The organism is Pseudomonas sp. L-22-4S-12 (assembly GCF_009799935.1).
Taxonomy (GTDB): Bacteria; Pseudomonadota; Gammaproteobacteria; order Pseudomonadales; family Pseudomonadaceae; genus Aquipseudomonas.
The window spans coordinates 1289695-1307201 of the sequence record NZ_WELL01000001.1 but is presented as its reverse complement, the minus strand read 5'-3'; the positions used below and the strand labels follow the sequence as shown (position 1 = coordinate 1307201).

General features: G+C 66.9%; 16 protein-coding genes. 7 read left to right on the top strand and 9 right to left on the bottom strand.

What is annotated here, in order from left to right; all coding sequences use genetic code 11:
- Positions 1-7: 7 nt before the first annotated feature.
- On the top strand, positions 8-529 hold the full coding sequence (yjgA, locus tag F3I16_RS05885; RefSeq protein WP_160489165.1) for a ribosome biogenesis factor YjgA: 522 nt from the start codon (positions 8-10) through the stop codon (positions 527-529).
- 110 nt (positions 530-639) lie between these two features.
- Here yjgA and F3I16_RS05880 read toward each other — a convergent pair whose 3' ends face one another.
- The 9 genes from F3I16_RS05880 to mreB form a co-directional block, all read right to left on the bottom strand.
- Positions 640-837: a hypothetical protein gene (locus tag F3I16_RS05880; protein WP_160492765.1), complete on the bottom strand. Its 198-nt coding sequence runs from the start codon at positions 835-837 to the stop codon at positions 640-642.
- Positions 837-2294 (bottom strand): metalloprotease TldD, encoded by a 1458-nt coding sequence (tldD, locus tag F3I16_RS05875; protein WP_160492764.1) that lies wholly within the window; start codon positions 2292-2294, stop codon positions 837-839. The genes F3I16_RS05880 and tldD overlap by 1 nt, the downstream gene beginning before the upstream one ends.
- Positions 2291-3145, bottom strand: coding sequence for a carbon-nitrogen hydrolase family protein (locus tag F3I16_RS05870; RefSeq protein ID WP_160492763.1), 855 nt, complete (start codon positions 3143-3145; stop codon positions 2291-2293). Before F3I16_RS05870 ends, tldD begins: the two co-directional genes overlap by 4 nt.
- An 82-nt stretch (positions 3146-3227) precedes the next feature.
- Positions 3228-7058, bottom strand: a complete 3831-nt coding sequence (locus F3I16_RS05865) for a YhdP family protein (protein WP_160492762.1) — start codon at positions 7056-7058, stop codon at positions 3228-3230.
- A 30-nt stretch (positions 7059-7088) separates the two neighbouring features.
- The gene (gene rng / locus F3I16_RS05860) at positions 7089-8546 is read right to left on the bottom strand and encodes a ribonuclease G (protein WP_160492761.1); all 1458 of its coding nucleotides are present in this window, start codon (positions 8544-8546) and stop codon (positions 7089-7091) included.
- Between the two features lie 60 nt (positions 8547-8606).
- A complete protein-coding gene (locus F3I16_RS05855) occupies positions 8607-9206 on the bottom strand; it encodes a nucleoside triphosphate pyrophosphatase (protein WP_160492760.1) in 600 nt (199 codons plus the stop codon).
- Positions 9207-9262: 56 nt separating this feature from the next.
- Positions 9263-9751 (bottom strand): rod shape-determining protein MreD, encoded by a 489-nt coding sequence (gene mreD / locus F3I16_RS05850; RefSeq protein WP_160082070.1) that lies wholly within the window; start codon positions 9749-9751, stop codon positions 9263-9265.
- Positions 9751-10704: a rod shape-determining protein MreC gene (gene mreC, locus F3I16_RS05845; protein ID WP_160492918.1), complete on the bottom strand. Its 954-nt coding sequence runs from the start codon at positions 10702-10704 to the stop codon at positions 9751-9753. Before mreC ends, mreD begins: the two co-directional genes overlap by 1 nt.
- A gap of 91 nt (positions 10705-10795) precedes the next feature.
- The gene (gene mreB, locus F3I16_RS05840) at positions 10796-11836 is read right to left on the bottom strand and encodes a rod shape-determining protein MreB (protein WP_160082072.1); all 1041 of its coding nucleotides are present in this window, start codon (positions 11834-11836) and stop codon (positions 10796-10798) included.
- A 220-nt stretch (positions 11837-12056) separates the two neighbouring features.
- On the opposite strand from mreB, the gene gatC reads away from it, so the two are divergent.
- The 6 genes from gatC to F3I16_RS05810 all read left to right on the top strand — a co-directional run bounded on the left by gatC (position 12057) and on the right by F3I16_RS05810 (position 17433).
- Positions 12057-12344, top strand: coding sequence for an Asp-tRNA(Asn)/Glu-tRNA(Gln) amidotransferase subunit GatC (gatC, locus tag F3I16_RS05835; RefSeq protein ID WP_160082074.1), 288 nt, complete (start codon positions 12057-12059; stop codon positions 12342-12344).
- Between the two features lie 16 nt (positions 12345-12360).
- A complete protein-coding gene (gatA, locus tag F3I16_RS05830; protein ID WP_160492759.1) occupies positions 12361-13812 on the top strand; it encodes an Asp-tRNA(Asn)/Glu-tRNA(Gln) amidotransferase subunit GatA in 1452 nt (483 codons plus the stop codon).
- A gap of 155 nt (positions 13813-13967) precedes the next feature.
- Positions 13968-15416 carry an Asp-tRNA(Asn)/Glu-tRNA(Gln) amidotransferase subunit GatB gene (gatB, locus tag F3I16_RS05825; protein ID WP_160492758.1) on the top strand — a complete coding sequence of 483 codons (1449 nt, stop codon included), beginning with the start codon at positions 13968-13970 and terminating at the stop codon, positions 15414-15416.
- Positions 15417-15505: 89 nt separating this feature from the next.
- Complete coding sequence (locus F3I16_RS05820; RefSeq protein WP_160492757.1) at positions 15506-15877, top strand: septal ring lytic transglycosylase RlpA family protein; 372 nt, start codon at positions 15506-15508, stop codon at positions 15875-15877.
- A gap of 76 nt (positions 15878-15953) precedes the next feature.
- Complete coding sequence (locus F3I16_RS05815) at positions 15954-17039, top strand: calcium/sodium antiporter (RefSeq protein ID WP_160492756.1); 1086 nt, start codon at positions 15954-15956, stop codon at positions 17037-17039.
- Between the two features lie 16 nt (positions 17040-17055).
- Complete coding sequence (locus tag F3I16_RS05810; protein ID WP_160492755.1) at positions 17056-17433, top strand: carboxymuconolactone decarboxylase family protein; 378 nt, start codon at positions 17056-17058, stop codon at positions 17431-17433.
- The last annotated feature ends 74 nt before the right edge of the window (positions 17434-17507 follow it).

Here is a 17507-nt window from a genome sequence, read left to right as displayed (position 1 = left end):
CGCCCCCATGGCTGATTCTTACGACGACGACTTCTCCGGCGAGAAGAGCAAAACCCAGATCAAGCGCGAGTTGCATGCGCTGCAGGAACTGGGGCAACGCCTGACCACCCTCAAGCCCGACATGCAGGCCAAACTGCCGCTGACCGACGGCCTGCGCAAGGCCCTGGCCGAAGCGCCGAAACATACCGCCAATGCCGCCAAGAAGCGCCATGTGCAGTTCATCGGCAAGCTGATGCGCGACCAGGACATCGAGGCGATTCTCGCCCTGATCGACCAGGTCGACAGCTCCACCCGCGAATACAACGAACGCTTCCATGCCCTCGAACGCTGGCGTGACCGCCTGATCAGCGGCGACGACACCACCCTGGAAAGCTTCGTCAGCGAATACCCGCAAGCCGACCGCCAGCAACTGCGCAGCCTGATCCGCCATGCCCAGCATGAGGCGGCGCACAACAAACCGCCGGCCGCCGCCCGCAAAGTCTTCAAATACATCCGCGAACTGGACGAGGTCCAGCGCGGCCTGCGTTAATCCTGTGTAGGTTGGATTGAGCGCTGCGAAGCCCAACGGCGAACGGCTAGGCTACGACACGGCCTGAACCTTTGCTCGTTGGGCTTCGGGGCTGCGCCCCTCAACCCAACCTACGCGCTGTTGCGACTGCCCAGCCAGATGATCAACGGCACCACCCAGGCCAGCGTGAACACCAGGCCCAGCAGCGCCACCAAGCCATCATTCCAGCGCTTCGGCTCGATACGTCCGCCCGATAGCACGCGCAACAGCCAATAGCCCTGGCCGTACAGCAGCACCTCGACCAGGATATGAAACAGGGCCTCCCACATCAGCCGCCCGTGCCGCCCACGGTAATCGCATCAATCTTCAGGGTCGGCTGGCCGACGCCCACCGGCACCGACTGGCCATCCTTGCCACAGGTGCCGACGCCGCTGTCCAGGGCCAGGTCGTTGCCGACCATCGACACCCGGCTCATCGCCTCCGGACCGTTGCCGATCAGGGTGGCGCCCTTGACCGGGGCGGTGATCCTGCCGTCCTCGATCAGGTACGCCTCACTGGTGGAGAAGACGAACTTGCCGCTGGTGATATCCACCTGGCCGCCACCCAGATTGGCGCAGTAGATGCCGTTCTTCACCGAGCGGATGATTTCTTCCGGGTCGCTCTCACCGGCCAGCATGTAGGTGTTGGTCATGCGCGGCATCGGCAGGTGCGCGTAGGATTCGCGACGGCCGTTACCGGTGCAGGCCACACCCATCAGGCGTGCGTTCAGCTTGTCCTGCATGTAGCCCTTGAGCACGCCGTTCTCGATCAGCGTGGTGCACTGGCTCGGCGTGCCTTCGTCGTCGACACTGAGCGAACCGCGGCGCCCGGCCAGGGTGCCGTCGTCGACTATGGTGCACAGGCTGGAGGCGACTTGCTCGCCGATCCGGCCGCTGTAGGCCGAGCTGCCTTTGCGGTTGAAGTCGCCTTCCAGGCCGTGGCCGACCGCCTCGTGCAGCAGCACGCCGGACCAGCCCGGGCCCAGCACCACCGGCAGGGTGCCGGCCGGCGCCGGCTGCGCCTCGAGGTTGACCAGGGCCTGGCGCAGCGCCTCGCGGGCATAGCCCATGGCGCGCTCCTCGCCGAGGCCGCCCGGCTCCAGGAAGAAGCGGTAGTCGGTACGCCCGCCACCGCCCTGGCCGCCACGCTCGCGGCGGCCATTGTGCTCGACGATCACGCTGACGTTGAAACGCACCAGCGGGCGGATGTCGGCGCCCAGGCTGCCATCGCTGGCGGCCACCAGGATGCGGTCCCAGACCCCGGCCAGGCTCACGGTGACCTGCTGGATGCGCGGATCGAGGGCACGCGTGGCGACGTCGATGCGCTTGAGCAGGTCGACCTTGGCCGCGCGATCGAGCACGTCCAGGGGATTATCCGGGGCATACAGTGCGGTCACCGGCGGGCTGCTGAATGCCTGCACGCTGCCGTGCTGGCCGGCCCGGGAGATCGAGCGGGCGGCCTGGGCGGCTTGGCCCAGCGCCGTGGCGGTGATCGCGTTGCTGTAGGCGAAGCCGGTCTTCTCGCCGGACTGGGCGCGCACGCCGACGCCCTGATCGAGGTTGAAGCTGCCTTCCTTGACGATGCCGTCCTCCAGCACCCAGGTCTCGGAAATCTGGCTCTGGAAGTACAGGTCGGCCGCATCGATGCCCGGCCCGGCCAGGTCGCCGAGGATCGCCGGCAACTGCTCGATGCTCAGGCCGCCGGGGGCCAGCAGGTGTTCGCTGACCGCTAACAACAGGTTACTCATAACTTCTCCGTAGGCGCCGGCCCTGGAACGGCCGGTGCAAAAAATCGTCGATGGCTGGCCACCGGCATGCGCTGGCGGATCGCCGCCTGCTCGGCACTGTCGCGCGCGCCCAGCAGAACCGCCTCGCCGCTCGGCTGCTCGGCCTGCACGCGGCCCCAAGGGTCGATGATCGCCGAGTGGCCGAAAGTCTCGCGCCCGCCTGGGTGGCTGCCGCCCTGCCCCGCAGCCAGCACATAGCACTGGGTCTCGATGGCCCGCGCACGCACCAGTACCTGCCAGTGCGCCGCGCCGGTCACCGCGGTAAAGGCCGCCGGCGCCGTGATCAGCTCGGCTCCAGCCGCCCGCAGCCCGCTGTACAGCTCGGGGAAGCGCAGGTCGTAGCACACCGTCAGCCCCAGGCGGCCCACCGGGGTCTCGGCGACCACCAGTCGGCTGCCGAAAGCGTAGTCGTCCGACTCGCGGTAGCGGCCGCGGCGGTCCGCCACGTCCACATCGAACAGGTGCAGCTTGTCGTAGCGCGCCACGCGCTGGCCGTGCTCGTCGAACAGCAGCGAACAGGCATGCGCCTTGGCATCCGCCTGGCCATCGGGCGGCAGTGGAATGGTGCCGGCCACTATCCATAAGCCGAGGTCGCGCGCGGCCCGGTGCAGCCAGGGCAGGATGGGGCCCTCACCGCTGGCCTCGGCACGCCCGAGCGCCGCCAGGTCGCGGCGGCCCATGGCGGCAAAGTTTTCCGGCAACACGGCAAGACGCGCACCCGCGGCGGCCGCCTGTTCGAGCAGGCGGCGGGCGGTGGCGAGGTTGGCCAGCACATCATCCTGGCTGACCATCTGAATCACGGCAAACGACATGGAAACTACCGACTGGGTGATGACTGCATGCTACCCCATGTCGGCCGCTCTGGCCGCAGAACCTGCTCGGGTTCTGCGCGGCTCAGCGGGCCTTCTCGAAGGGCTTGTCGAACGTGATGTTCGGGTTCTGCCACGGCCCCTTGACGCTGTACTGCACGCTGGCGAAGCGGGCCACCCGATCGCCCAGCAGCTTGTCGACGACGAACAGCGCGCCGCCGATTGCCGGCGCGCCGACGATAAGCGCCGCCAGCGGCAGGTTGTTGGTCACCGGCAGGGTCACCAGCAGCTTGGCGTCGATCTGGTCGCGGGCCATGTCCAGGGTGCCGTTCAGCTCCAGGCCGGTGGACGGGCCTTCCATCTTGATCGGCACCTGGGTGAGGAACACCCCGTCCCTGGCCGTCAGCCGGCCCTTGACCCGGTCGTAGCTGAGGCCTTTGCCGAGCAGGTCGGAGAAGTCCAGACGCAGGCGCCGGCTGATCGAGTTGAAGTTGAGCAGGCCGAACACCCGTAGCGCCGAGGCCGAGCCCTGCACCTCGACGAATTGGCCCTTGCGCAGGCTGGCGTCCAGGCTACCGCTGAAGCGCTTGAGGCTCATCCAGGCCGGCGAACCCGGGGTGCGCCCGTCGATATCCACACGAAAACGCTCGCTGGTGGCCGTCGGGGCGAAGTTCCAGGCCAGCAGCACGTCGGCCAGGTTCTCACCCTCGATGCGCCCCTTGAACCAGGTGCTGCTGGCGCCCGGCGCGCCTTCCCAGCCGGCATTGCCGCCGACCTGCAGGCCCTTGAGCTGCAGCGACAGCTTGTTGAACGCCACGCCCTGCGCCGTCGGCCGGGCCTGGAGCGACCAGGCGCCGAGCAGCTGCTCGCCCTGCAGGACCCGTTCGATGCGCAGGTCCAGCGCTGGAATCTGCCGGGGATCGACCGCCGCCAGGCTATCGGGCTTGTTCGGGTCGACCGGCTCGTTGGGCTTGCTCGGCGGGAAACTCAGGCGCTGCAGGTTGACCTGGATCGGCGCGCCCTGGGCATCGGGCAAGCCGATGCGGCCCTGCAGCAGGTCGCTGTCGAGGGTCAATGCCCAGGCCTGCTCGGCGCGCGTCAGCTGCGCCTGCAGGTTGTCGAGCTGCAGGCCGAAGCCGGTAAAGCGCTCGATCTGCACATCCGCACCGCGGAACGCCTGCACGCCGCTCGGATTGCCCTGCCCGCCCAGGTAGCGCTTGCCCACCGCCTGCCAGGCACTCCAGTCGAGCTGGCTGAGCCGACCCTTGACGCGCAGGCCGGGGGCGCCTGGCAAGCTGGCGGCGCCGCCGCCCAGGCGCAGTTCGCCACGCCCCTGCAACAGCTGCCCCGGCGCGGCGGCGAAGGCCAGGCTGGCCAGCTCGGCATAATCGAACCAGTAGCGCCGCTCGTTACCCTGCAGGGTCATGCGCCAGGTCGCCGAGCCACTGTCCGCCGCCGCCTTGCCGAAGGGCGCCGGCAGATCCACGGCCAGCCCCTTGAGGTCGGAACTGACGCGCAACTGGCTGTCGGCCCCCTCCAGGGTCAGGCGCAGGGCGTAGGGCAGCTCGCCGCCGAGCGGCAGCGGCTGGGTCACGCCCAGCCAGCTGCTCAGGGTCGCCAGCGGCACCCGGCCATTGGCCTCGATGCGCGTACGCTGCTTGCCGCGCGAGCCTTCGGCGATGGCCCGGCCGCGCACCGCCCGGCCGAACACCTGGGCGCGGATATCCGGGGCACTGAGGCCGTTCGCCGTGTTGAAGCGGAATGCGCCCTTGAGCTGGCTCAGTTCGAGGGTCGGATTGCTCAGGCTCAGCGTGGCGCCTTCGGTGGCGAAATCCACCTGCACCTGCGGCGGCTGGCCCTTGGCCAAGGGGATATCGAGCTTCAGCTGGCCGGCCAGCGGGCCCTCGCCGCGCCAGCCGGCGAAGGTCGCCGCCGTGCCCAGCGGCGCCTCCTGGAGGATCTTCAGGGCGTCCACCAGGCTGCTCTGCACCTGCCCCTGCAGCGCCAGCCGCGGCGCGCTGCCCGGCTTGGCCTGGGGAATCTCGACGCTGACCTGCTCGACCCGGCTATCCAGCAGGCGCCCCTCGGGCACCCGCACGCGCACGCCACTGTCTTCGATCAGCACCTCGCCGCGCGCCTCGCGCAGCGCCGGCCAGCCCGGCTGGAAGGCCAGCTCGGCGGCATGCACGCGAAAATACAGGCTGAGGCTGCGCGCCGCGGCGTCGGCACCCTTGAGCAGCGAGCCCTGGTACTGGAAATAGCCTTCGTCGACCTTGCCGGCACGGATCGCACTGTTCAGCCATTCGCTGAGCGCCGGGCTCATGCCCGGGGAACGGGTGGGCAGGTACTTGCCGGTAAAGCGCGCATCGCCCTCGCGGATGCCCACGCGCAAGTCCATGTAGTCCTCTTCGAGCGGGTCCTTGCGCAGGCGCACGAGGAAATCGCCGGCGACCTTGCCTTCCTCGCCCTGCACCTGCAGGTACGGGCTGCGCAGGGTCAGGCCGGCATCGTCGTAGTGCCAGAGCAGTTGCGCGCCGGCCGTACCGTAGCGCCACATAGCGGGAAACAACTGATCGAAGTGCAGGCCGAAGTTCTCGCTGGCCAGGCGCCCCTCGCCATCGCTGAGGTTGCCGCTGACGCTGCCGCTGGCGTTCTCCACGGCGGGGATGCCATGCCAGGGGCTGATGCCGACCTGGCTCAGGTTGGCCGAGTACTGCAGGCGCTGGGCATCGGTCAGTTGCGGGCGCAAGGCCAGCTGCAGGTTGTTCAGGATGCCCTTCGGCTGCAGGGCATGCAGGGCCTCGGCCGCCTGCTCCGGCAGCGGTGCCAGGGCGCTGACCACCTGAGCCAGCGGCCCCAGGTCGAGGCGATCGGCGCTCAGCGACCAGAGCTCCTCGCGACCCTCGCCGGCGTTCTGCCGGCGCAGGGCCAGCTGCACCTCGCCCCAGCGGGTCTCGTCCAGGGTCAGGGCCAGCGGGTCGAGCAGCAAGTCGAAGCCGCTCGGCGTGCGCTCGTAGAACGCGCTCAACAGCAGGTCCTGCAGCTGCAGCGACTTGCGCTCGGCATAGCCGCCGGCCAGTTCCGGCGCATGCAGGCGCGCCACCGCGCGCTGCACCTGGCCGTCCCGCCAGGCGAGCCAGAATTCGCCGCCGGCCTTGAGCTTTTCCAGGCGCCAGGCGCGGGTCAGCCCCGCCGGCAGCCAGCGCGCCCAGTCGCTTTGCGGCAGGCTGAGGTAGACATCGGCCTGGCTGGCCCGCCAGTCCGGCACCTGCAGACGGGCATCCAGGCGCAGGGCCAGCGGCTGGCCGTCGGGCAGCAGCAGGCGGGCGTCGATGCGCTGGCGGCTCGGCCCGTTGCGCAGGGTCAGGTTGGCATAGGTGAAGCTCAGGGGTTTCTGCTTGAAGGCTTCCAGGGTGAACTGGCTGTCCAGCAGGGAAATCGTGGCCACTCGCTGCAGGCCTTGCAGCAGTTGCTGCGGGTCGACCGGGGTCGGCGTTTCGCGAGCGGGCAGGCCCTCCACCCGCCAGGCGCCGGCCTCGTTCTGGCGCAGACTCAGCTGCAGGCCTTCGAGTTCCAGGCTGGCAATGCGCAGCTGCCGGGCCAGCAGGCTGCCGAGCACGTCCGGCTGCACCCGTACCTGATCCAGACGCACCCGGTCGGCGCCGGCGCCCAGTTGCACATCGTGCAGCAGCAGCAAGGGCGCCATGCCGCGCCAGCGCCCTTCCAGGCTGCCGATGCTCAGCGGCATGCCCAGTGCGGCCTGCGCCTTGCCTTGCACCTCGTCGCGGTATTCGGCCACCAGCGGCACCAGCTCGCGGCCCAGGCTGACATACAGCGCGGCCAGCACCAGCCCCAGGGCGCACAGCCCCAGAGCGCCGCGCAGCAGGGCAACGAACAGACGCGCCAGCCGATTCATGCCGCTAGATCCACCCTGTTCCCCGGCATGTCAGAGCAGCACCACATCGTACTGTTCCTGCGAATACATGCTTTCCACCTGGAACTTGATGGTGCGGCCGATGAAGGCCTCCAGGTCGGCGACATTGCCCGACTCCTCGTCGAGCAGGCAGTCGACCACCTGCTGGCTGGCCAGCACACGGTAACCCTCGGCCTGGTAGGCACGGGCCTCACGCAGGATCTCGCGGAAGATCTCGTAGCAGATGGTTTCCGGGGTCTTCAGCTTGCCGCGGCCCTGGCAGCAGCTGCAGGGTTCGCACAGCACCTGTTCGAGACTCTCACGGGTGCGCTTGCGGGTCATCTGCACCAAGCCCAATTCGGTGATGCCGATGATGTTGGTTTTGGCGTGGTCGCGCTCCAGCTGCTTCTCCAGGGTGCGCAGCACCTGGCGCTGGTGCTCCTCGTCCTCCATGTCGATGAAGTCGATGATGATGATCCCGCCGATGTTGCGCAGGCGCAGCTGGCGGGCAATCGCGGTGGCGGCCTCGAGGTTGGTCTTGAAGATGGTCTCTTCGAGGGTGCGGTGGCCGACGAAGGCGCCGGTGTTGACGTCGATGGTGGTCATCGCCTCGGCCGGATCGACCACCAGGTAGCCGCCGGACTTGAGCGGCACCTTGCGCTCCAGGGCCTTCTGGATCTCGTCCTCGACCCCGTACAGGTCGAAGATCGGCCGCTCGCCCGGGTAGTGCTCCAGGCGGTCGGAGATTTCCGGCATCAGCTCGGCGACGAACTGGGTGATTTTCTGGAAGGTTTCCCGCGAGTCGATGCGGATCTTCTCGATCTTCGGGTTGACCAGATCGCGCAGGGTGCGCAGCGCCAGGGACAGATCCTCGTAGATCACCGAGGGCGTCTTGGCGCTCTGCATCTGCCCGGCGATCTGCCCCCACAGGCGGCGCAGGTAACGGATGTCGGCGAGGATCTCGTCGGCGCCGGCACCTTCGGCGGCGGTGCGCAGGATAAAGCCACCGGACTCCTCGATGCCTTCGGCGGCCACGCAATCGGCGACCACCTGCTTCAGGCGCTCCCGCTCGGCCTCATCCTCGATCTTCAGCGAGATGCCGACATGGCTGGTACGCGGCATGTACACCAGGTAGCGCGAGGGGATCGACAGATGGGTGGTCAACCGCGCGCCCTTGCTGCCGATCGGGTCCTTGGTCACCTGCACGATCAGGCTCTGCCCCTCATGCACCAGGGCGCTGATGCTTTCCACCGCACTGCCTTCGCGGGTGGAGATTTCCGCGGCATGGATGAACGCGGCGCGGTCCAGGCCGATGTCGACGAAGGCCGCCTGCATGCCCGGCAGCACCCGCACCACCTTGCCCTTGTAGATGTTGCCGACTATGCCGCGGCGCTGGGTGCGCTCGACATGCACCTCCTGCAGCACACCGTTTTCCACCACCGCCACGCGCGACTCCATCGGCGTGATGTTGATCAGGATCTCTTCGCTCATGCATCCCACTCTGCGCGATGAAGCTGCCGGTCCTGAACCGCGGGCCGAAGCGGCAGCCTCTTAACTGTTGACCGGCACTGTCTGCCAGCACGGAATTGCGAATTCGTTGAGCATTTGTGCAGTTTCGCACAAGGGCAAGCCGACCACCGCCGAGTAACTGCCCTGCAGCTGGCTGACGAACACCGCCGCCAGGCCCTGGATGCCATAGCTGCCCGCCTTGTCGCAGGGCTCGCTCGTGGCCCAGTAGGCCTCGGCCTCACCGGGGCGCAACGGGCGGAAGGTCACGCGACTGGTCACCACCTGCACCGCGCTGCGCGTGCGGCTGGCCAGCGCCACGGCCGTCAGCACCTGATGCTCGCGCCCGGACAGGGCGGCCAGCATCGCCAGGGCTTCGCTGCGATCCTGCGGCTTACCGAGGATCTGCCCGTCGAGCACCACGGCGGTGTCGGCCCCCAGTACTACAGCATCGGTGTTATCGGCCAGGCTGGCCAGCCCCACGCGCGCTTTCTCCAGCGCCAGGCGCTCTACATAGCCATGCGCCGGCTCATCGGGCAATGCACTTTCATCGATGGCGGCGCCAAGCGTGACGAAGGGCACACCGATTTGCGCCAGCAACTCGCGCCGGCGGGGGGAACCGGAGGCCAGGTAGAGCGAGGCCATGCAGACTTCTCCCTGTCGAAAAATGGCGGTTGCCGGCGCACCGGCCGGCAACCGGTTCAGTAAACGCGGAAGCGTTGCTGCAGCCAGCGCAGGGTGGCGAACACCCAGGGCCAGAGCAAGGCGCTGACCAGCGCCGGGAAGACGAACTCGAGGGTCGGCTGGCGATTGCCGGTCAGGGCGTTGAGCCACAGGTGCACCAACTGGGCCAGACCGAACACCACCAGCAGCACCAGGCACTGCTGCCACATGGGGAACATGCGCAGGCGCCGCTGCAGCGACAGCACGAGGAACACGATCAGGGTCAGGACCAGGGCATTGAGCCCCAGCAGCGAGCCGCTCAGCACATCCGCCAGCAGGCCGAAGACCCAGGCCGAAACCATGCCCAGGCGATGCGGCACGGTCAGCGCCCAGTAGGACAGGAACAGGGCCAGCCACAGCGGCCGGCCGATGTCCATGAACTTGAGCATGGGCGCCACGCTGAACAGCAAGGCGAACGCCAGGCTGACCCAGATCACCCAGCCATTGGCGGAACGTGCAGCCACCATCAGTCGTTCTCCTCGGTAGCCGGTGCCGGTGCGACGGCCTCGACCGGCGCCGCTTGCGCGGCAGCGGGCGCCGGCTCGCCATCGGCCTCCTGCTGGGCCTCGGCGGCGGCGGTGGCGCGTTCTTCGGCGCTGCGCCGGTCGACATCCACCAGCAGCATGTGCCGGCTGCGGTTCAGCGCGGCAGTCGGCACGGCCCGCACGATGGCGAACGGCTGGCCGGAGTCGTGGATCACTTCGTTGACCATGGCCACCGGGTAGCCGGCCGGAAAGCGCTGGCCCATGCCCGAGCTGACCAGCAGGTCGCCGACCTTGATATCGGCAGTATCGGCGACATGGCGCAGCTCCAGGCGTTCCGGATTGCCGGTGCCGCTGGCGATGGCGCGCAGACCGTTGCGATTGACCTGTACCGGGATGCTGTGACTGGTATCGGTGAGCAGCAGCACCCGGGCCGCGTAGGGCATCACCTCGACCACCTGGCCCATCAGGCCGCGGGCATCGAGCACCGGCTGGCCGACGAAGGCGCCGTCTTTCTCGCCCTTGTCGATCAGGATGCGGTGGGTGAAGGGGTTGGGGTCGACGCCGATCAGCTCGGTGGCGATCACCTTGTCGTCCACCAGCGCGGAGGAGTTGAGCAGCTCGCGCAGGCGCACGTTCTGTTCGGTCAGCGCCGCCAGCTTCTGCACCCGGCTCTGCAGCATGAGCATTTCCGCCTTGAGCTTCTCGTTCTCGGCGGCCAGTTCGTTGCGGCTGCTGAGTTCCTGGGTCGCCGCCTCCCACAGGGTCAGCGGCAGGCGCCCGACCCAGTAGACCGGCTCGACCAGCAGGCCCATCTGCGCACGCAGCGGCTTGAGCACGGTAAAGCGCGCATCCACCACCATCAGCACGGCCGACAGCACTACCAGCACCAGCAGTCGTACGCCCAGCGATGGCCCCTTGGCAAATAGCGGTTTGATGGCAGCTCCCCTTTGAACAGACCCTTAAGCGAAACCTAGAAAACAGAAAGCCGGAAGTACGAACCTCCGGCTTCGGTTTACCCCATCAGGATCATTCCGAGGAGAGCAGATCCATGCTGTGGCGATCCATCATTTCCAGTGCACGGCCACCACCGCGCGCCACGCAGGTCAGCGGGTCTTCGGCGACGATCACCGGCAGGCCGGTTTCCTGCGACAGCAGCTTGTCCAGATCGCGCAGCAGCGCACCACCACCGGTCAGCACCAGGCCGCGCTCGGCGATGTCGGAGGCCAGCTCCGGCGGCGACTGTTCCAGGGCGCTCTTGACCGCCTGGACGATGGTCGCCAGGGATTCCTGCAGCGCTTCCAGCACTTCGTTGGAGTTCAGGGTGAAGCTGCGCGGTACGCCTTCGGCCAGGTTGCGGCCACGCACGTCGACTTCACGCACTTCGCCACCGGCGTAGGCGGTACCGATTTCCTGTTTGATGCGTTCGGCGGTGGATTCGCCGATCAGCGAGCCGTAGTTACGGCGCACGTAGGTGATGATGGCTTCATCGAAGCGATCGCCACCGACCCGCACGGATTCGGCATAGACCACGCCGTTCAGCGAGATCAGGGCGATTTCGGTGGTGCCACCGCCGATATCGACGACCATCGAGCCGCGGGCCTCTTCGACCGGCAGGCCGGCACCGATGGCAGCGGCCATCGGCTCTTCGATCAGGAACACTTCGCGGGCACCGGCACCGAGGGCCGATTCGCGGATGGCGCGGCGCTCGACCTGGGTCGATTTGCACGGCACGCAGATCAGTACGCGCGGCGACGGCTGCAGGAAGCTGTTTTCGTGAACCTTGTTGATGAAGTACTGCAGCATCTTCTCGCAGACGCTGAAGTCGGCGATCACGCCGTCCTTCATCGGACGAATGGCGGAAATGTTGCCCGGGGTACGGCCGAGCATGCGCTTGGCTTCGGTACCGACGGCAACCACGCTCTTCTGGTTGTTGGCGCTGGTACGGATGGCAACCACGGACGGCTCGTTCAGCACGATGCCGCGCTCGCGCACATAAATCAGGGTATTGGCAGTGCCCAGGTCGATCGACAGATCGCTGGAAAACATGCCACGCAGTTTCTTGAACATGGGGGGGATAACCCTAGACAGAGCGTGGTGAAAACGCTGGGTAAAAAAGTGCGGCAAACTCTATCAACGACCAGCCTTTTGGGCAAGGCGCGTGATGTGCTAAATTGCCAGCTTTTCCGGGCTTTAGGGCCCACAATTCGCGGCTTTCGACCGCAGCACGCGGTATCCGTTCCCCGCCCGTATTTCGTCTGGCCACCCGGCCTGCTCTTGGAGAATCCCGATGGCGCTTGAACGCTCCGACGTGGAAAAGATCGCCCATCTCGCCCGCCTGGGCCTGAATGAGGCGGATATTCCACGAACCACCGAGACCCTCAACAATATTCTCGGCCTGATCGACGCCATGCAGGCGGTCGATACCGACGGCATCGAGCCGCTGGCCCACCCGCTGGAAACCACCCAGCGCCTGCGGGCCGACGTGGTCACCGAGCAGAACCGGCGCGACGCCTACCAGGCCATCGCCCCGGCCGTCGAGAACGGCCTGTACCTCGTGCCGAAAGTCATCGAATAAAAGGAAAGGGTTCCCCATGCATCAACTGACCCTCGCCGAGATCGCCCAAGGCCTCGCCGGCAAGCAATTCTCCGCCGAAGAGCTGACCCGCAGCCTGCTGGCGCGCGTCAAGCAGCTCGATCCGCAGCTCAACAGCTTCATCACCGTCACCGAAGAGCTGGCCCTGAGCCAGGCGCAAGCCGCCGACACCCGCCGCGCCGCCGGCGAAAACGGCGCCCTGCTCGGCGCGCCGATCGCCCACAAGGATCTGTTCTGCACCCAGGATGTGCTGACCAGCTGTGGCTCGAAGATCCTCACCGGCTTCAAGGCCCCCTACAACGCCACCGTGGTCGAGAAACTCGCCGCCGCCGGCGCCGTGACCCTGGGCAAGCTGAACATGGACGAGTTCGCCATGGGCTCGGCCAACGAATCCAGCCACTACGGCGCGGTGAAGAACCCCTGGGACCTGTCCCGCGTACCGGGCGGCTCCTCCGGCGGCTCGGCCGCCGCCGTCGCCGCCCGTCTGATTCCGGCCGCCACCGGCACCGACACCGGCGGCTCGATCCGCCAGCCGGCGGCGCTGACCAACCTCACCGGGATCAAGCCGACCTACGGCCGCGTCTCGCGCTGGGGCATGATCGCCTACGCCTCCAGTCTCGACCAGGGCGGCCCGCTGGCGCGCACCGCCGAGGACTGCGCACTGATGCTGCAGGCCATGGCCGGTTTCGACGCCAAGGACTCGACCTGCGTCGACCAGCCGGTGGACGACTACCTGGCCGCCCTGCAGCAGCCGCTGGCCGGCCTGCGCATCGGCCTGCCCAAGGAGTACTTCGGCGCCGGTCTCGACAGCCGCATCGCCGACAAGGTGCTGGCGGTGGTCGAGGAGCTGAAGAAGCTCGGCGCCACGGTCAAGGAAATTTCCCTGCCGAATATGCAGCACGCGATTCCCGCCTACTACGTGATCGCCCCTGCCGAGGCCAGCTCCAACCTGTCGCGTTTCGACGGCGTGCGCTTCGGCTACCGCTGCGAGAATCCGGTCAACCTCGAAGACCTGTACAAGCGCTCGCGCGGCGAAGGCTTCGGCGCGGAAGTGAAGCGCCGCATCATGGTCGGCACCTACGCCCTGTCCGCCGGCTACTACGACGCCTACTACCTGAAGGCGCAGAAGATCCGCCGCCTGATCAAGAACGACTTCGTCGCCGCCTTCAATGATGTCGACGTGATCCTCGGCCCGACCACGCCGAACCTGGCCTGGAAGATCGGCGCAAAGAACAACGACCCGGTCGCCGAATACCTGGAAGACATCTACACCATCACCGCCAACCTGGCCGGCATCCCCGGCCTGTCCATGCCCGCCGGCTTCGTCGACGGCCTGCCGGTTGGCGTGCAACTGCTTGCGCCCTACTTCCAGGAAGGTCGCCTGCTGAATGTCGCCCACCAGTACCAACAGGTTTCTGACTGGCACAAACAAGCACCGACAGGCTTCTAAGAGCCTGTTCAAGGTCTAGCCGAGCGCCGCTCAGGCAAGGCGGGAACAGGCGAAAAAGCGCAGTTTACGCGCGGTAAATGAGCATTTTGAGTCTGTTTCCAACGCAGCCTGGGCAAGCGCAGGCAGACATTGAACAGGCTCGGAGGACGATACAGATGCAATGGGAAACAGTAATCGGGCTGGAAATCCACGCCCAGCTCAGCACCCAATCGAAGATCTTCTCGGCCAGCGCCACCACCTTCGGCGCCGAGCCCAACACCCAGGCCAGCCTGGTTGACCTGGGCATGCCAGGCACCCTGCCGGTGTTGAATGCCGAAGCCGTGCGCATGGCCTGCAAGTTCGGCCTGGCGATCGACGCGCACATCGCGCCGACTAACGTCTTCGCGCGCAAGAACTACTTCTACCCGGACCTGCCCAAGGGCTACCAGACCAGCCAGATGGACCACCCCATCGTCGGCAAGGGCTTTTTGGACATCACCCTGGAAGACGGCACCACCAAGCGCATCGGCATCACCCGCGCGCACCTGGAAGAGGACGCCGGCAAGAGCCTGCACGAAGACTTCCACGGCATGAGCGGCATCGACCTCAACCGTGCCGGCACGCCGCTGCTGGAAATCGTCTCCGAGCCGGACATCCGTTCGGCCAAGGAAGCGGTAGCCTACGTCAAGGCGATCCACGCCCTGGTGCGTTATCTGGGCATCTGCGACGGCAACATGGCCGAAGGCTCGCTGCGCTGCGACTGCAACGTTTCGGTACGGCCGAAAGGCCAGGCCGAGTTCGGCACCCGCGCCGAGATCAAGAACGTCAACTCGTTCCGCTTCATCGAAAAAGCCATCAACCATGAAGTGCAGCGGCAGATCGAGCTGATCGAGGACGGCGGCAAGGTGGTGCAGGAAACCCGCCTGTACGACCCGAACAAGGACCAGACGCGCTCCATGCGCAGCAAGGAAGAAGCCAACGACTACCGTTACTTCCCCTGCCCGGACCTGCTGCCGGTGGTGATCGAGCAGAGCTTCCTCGACGAAGTGCGCGCCAGCCTGCCGGAGCTGCCGGTGCAGAAGCGCGAGCGCTTCGAGGCGCAGTTCGGCCTGTCCGCCTACGACGCCACGGTGCTGGCCGCCAGCCGCGAGATGGCCGACTACTTCGAGTCAGTGAACAGCGTGTGCGGCGATGCCAAGCTGGCCGCCAACTGGGTGATGGGCGAGCTGTCCAGCCTGCTCAACAAGGACAACCTGGACATCGAGCAGTCGCCGGTTTCGGCCGAACAGCTGGGCGGCATGATCCTGCGCATCAAGGACAACACCATCAGCGGCAAGATCGCCAAGATGGTGTTCGAAGCCCTGGCCGCCGGCGAAGGCGCCACGGCCGACGAGGTGATCGAGAACAAGGGCCTCAAGCAGGTCACCGACTCGGGCGCCATCGAGTCGATGCTCGACGAAGTGCTGGCGGCCAACGCCGAGCAGGTCGAACAGTACCGCGCCGCTGACGAAGCCAAGCGCGGCAAGATGTTCGGCTTCTTCGTCGGCCAGGCCATGAAGGCCTCGAAAGGCAAGGCCAACCCGGGGCAGGTGAACGAACTGCTGAAGAAAAAGCTCGAAGGCTGAGCCGGAGCGGTTCGCCTACGCTAGCGATAACGACGCCGGGTTAGCCCGGCGTTGTTTTATGCGTCGACTGGACACCTAACGGAGCCGCCATGCGTATTGCCCTCACCCTGCTCGCCAGCCTGCTGCTCGGCGCCTGCGCCAGCCAGGACGTGGTCGACCCGCAGGGTTACCGCGCCGAAGGCCAGGCCTCCTGGTACGGCGCCAAGCACCACGGGCGCAAGACCGCCAGCGGTGAGCGCTTCGACCAGAATGCGCTGACCGCCGCCCATCGCCAGCTGCCTTTCGGCACCCGGGTAAAGGTCACCAACCTGCGCAACGGCAAGCAGGTGGCCGTGCGCATCAATGATCGCGGCCCCTACTCGCGCGGGCGCCTGATCGATGTATCGAGGGCGGCCGCCGAGCAGCTCGACATGCTGCGCCAAGGCGTGGCGCCGGTGCGCATCGAAGCCCTGGACGACTGACACAAAGCGATACACCCGGCACTGGCATCGCCGCTGCCAATGAATAAGCTATGCCGACTTTTTTCGGAGCCTGATCATGACCCTGATGACCTTCGTCTATCTGATCGCCGGCCTGGTGCTGCTGGTCGCCGGCGCCGAGGTGCTGGTACGCGGCGCCGCCAAGCTGGCCGCCCAGTTCGGCATTCCACCGCTGATCATTGGCCTCACCGTGGTCGCCTTCGGCACCAGCGCCCCGGAAACCGCGGTCAGTGTGCAAGCCGCCCTGGAAGGCAGCGGCGACCTGGCCATCGGCAACGTGGTCGGCAGCAACATCGCCAACGTGCTGTTCATCCTCGGCCTGACTGCACTGATCGCACCGCTGCTGGTGTCGCGCCAGCTGATCCGCCTGGACGTGCCAATCATGATCGGCGCCAGCCTGCTCACCTATGCCCTGGCCTATGACGGCAGCCTCAGCCGCCTGGACGGCGCCCTGCTGTTCGCCGGCGTGGTCGCCTACACCGGGTTCCTGATCGTCAGCAGCCGCCGCGAGAAGAAAGCCGAGGGCGGCGACGAGTTCGAAGACGAATACGGCCTGAACCAGCCCGCCAAGCCCTATGCCTGGGCCATCAACCTGGGACTGATCGTCGCCGGCCTGGTGCTGCTGGTCAGCGGCTCCAACTTCCTGGTCGAAGGCGCCGTGCAGATGGCCCGCGCCCTGGGCATGTCGGAGCTGGTGATCGGCCTGACCGTGGTCGCCGTCGGTACCTCGCTGCCGGAGTTGGCCACTTCGGTGATGGCAGCCATCAAGGGTGAGCGCGATATTGCCGTGGGCAATATAGTCGGCAGCAACATCTTCAACCTGCTCTGTGTGCTCGGCCTGGCCTCGCTGGTCTCGCCCAGCGCCATCCCGGTGGCGGCCAACGCCCTGGCCTTCGACTTTCCGGTGATGATCGCGGTGGCCGTGGCCTGCCTGCCGATCTTCTTCAACGGCTACTCGATCAACCGCTGGGAAGGCGCGTTGTTCATCGTCTACTATGCCATCTACACCACCTACCTGATCGTCCACAGCAGCGGCGCGCCCTGGCTCGATGCCTTCCAGCAAGCCATGCAGACCTTCGTCCTGCCGCTGACCGCCGTCACCCTGGCGGTGATCGGCGCCCGCGCCTGGCACCGCCAGCGCTAACCCCCGGAGTAGACCAATGAGCCAGGAAAAACCCAGCGGCCTGCAGGTGCGCCGCGAGGTGATGGGCGATGCCTTCGTCGACCGCGCCCTGGGCAATGCCACCGACTTCAGCCAGCCTCTGCAGGACTTCGTCAACGAGCACGCCTGGGGCGGGGTGTGGAACCGCGAGGGGCTGGATCGCAAGACCCGCAGCCTGATCACCCTGGCGGCACTGACCGCGCTGAAATGCCCGCAAGAGCTCAAAGGCCACGTGCGCGGCGCCCTGAACAACGGCTGCTCGGTCGAGGAAATCCGCGAAGCGCTGCTGCACTGTGCGGTCTACGCCGGCGTACCGGCGGCCATCGACGCCTTCCGCGCCGCCCAGGAAGTCATCGATGCCTGGCAGGCATCGTAGGTTGGGTTGAGGAGCGCAGCGACGAAGCCCAACGAGCAACACCTGGAGCCCACCGCGTTGGGCTTCGCTGCGCT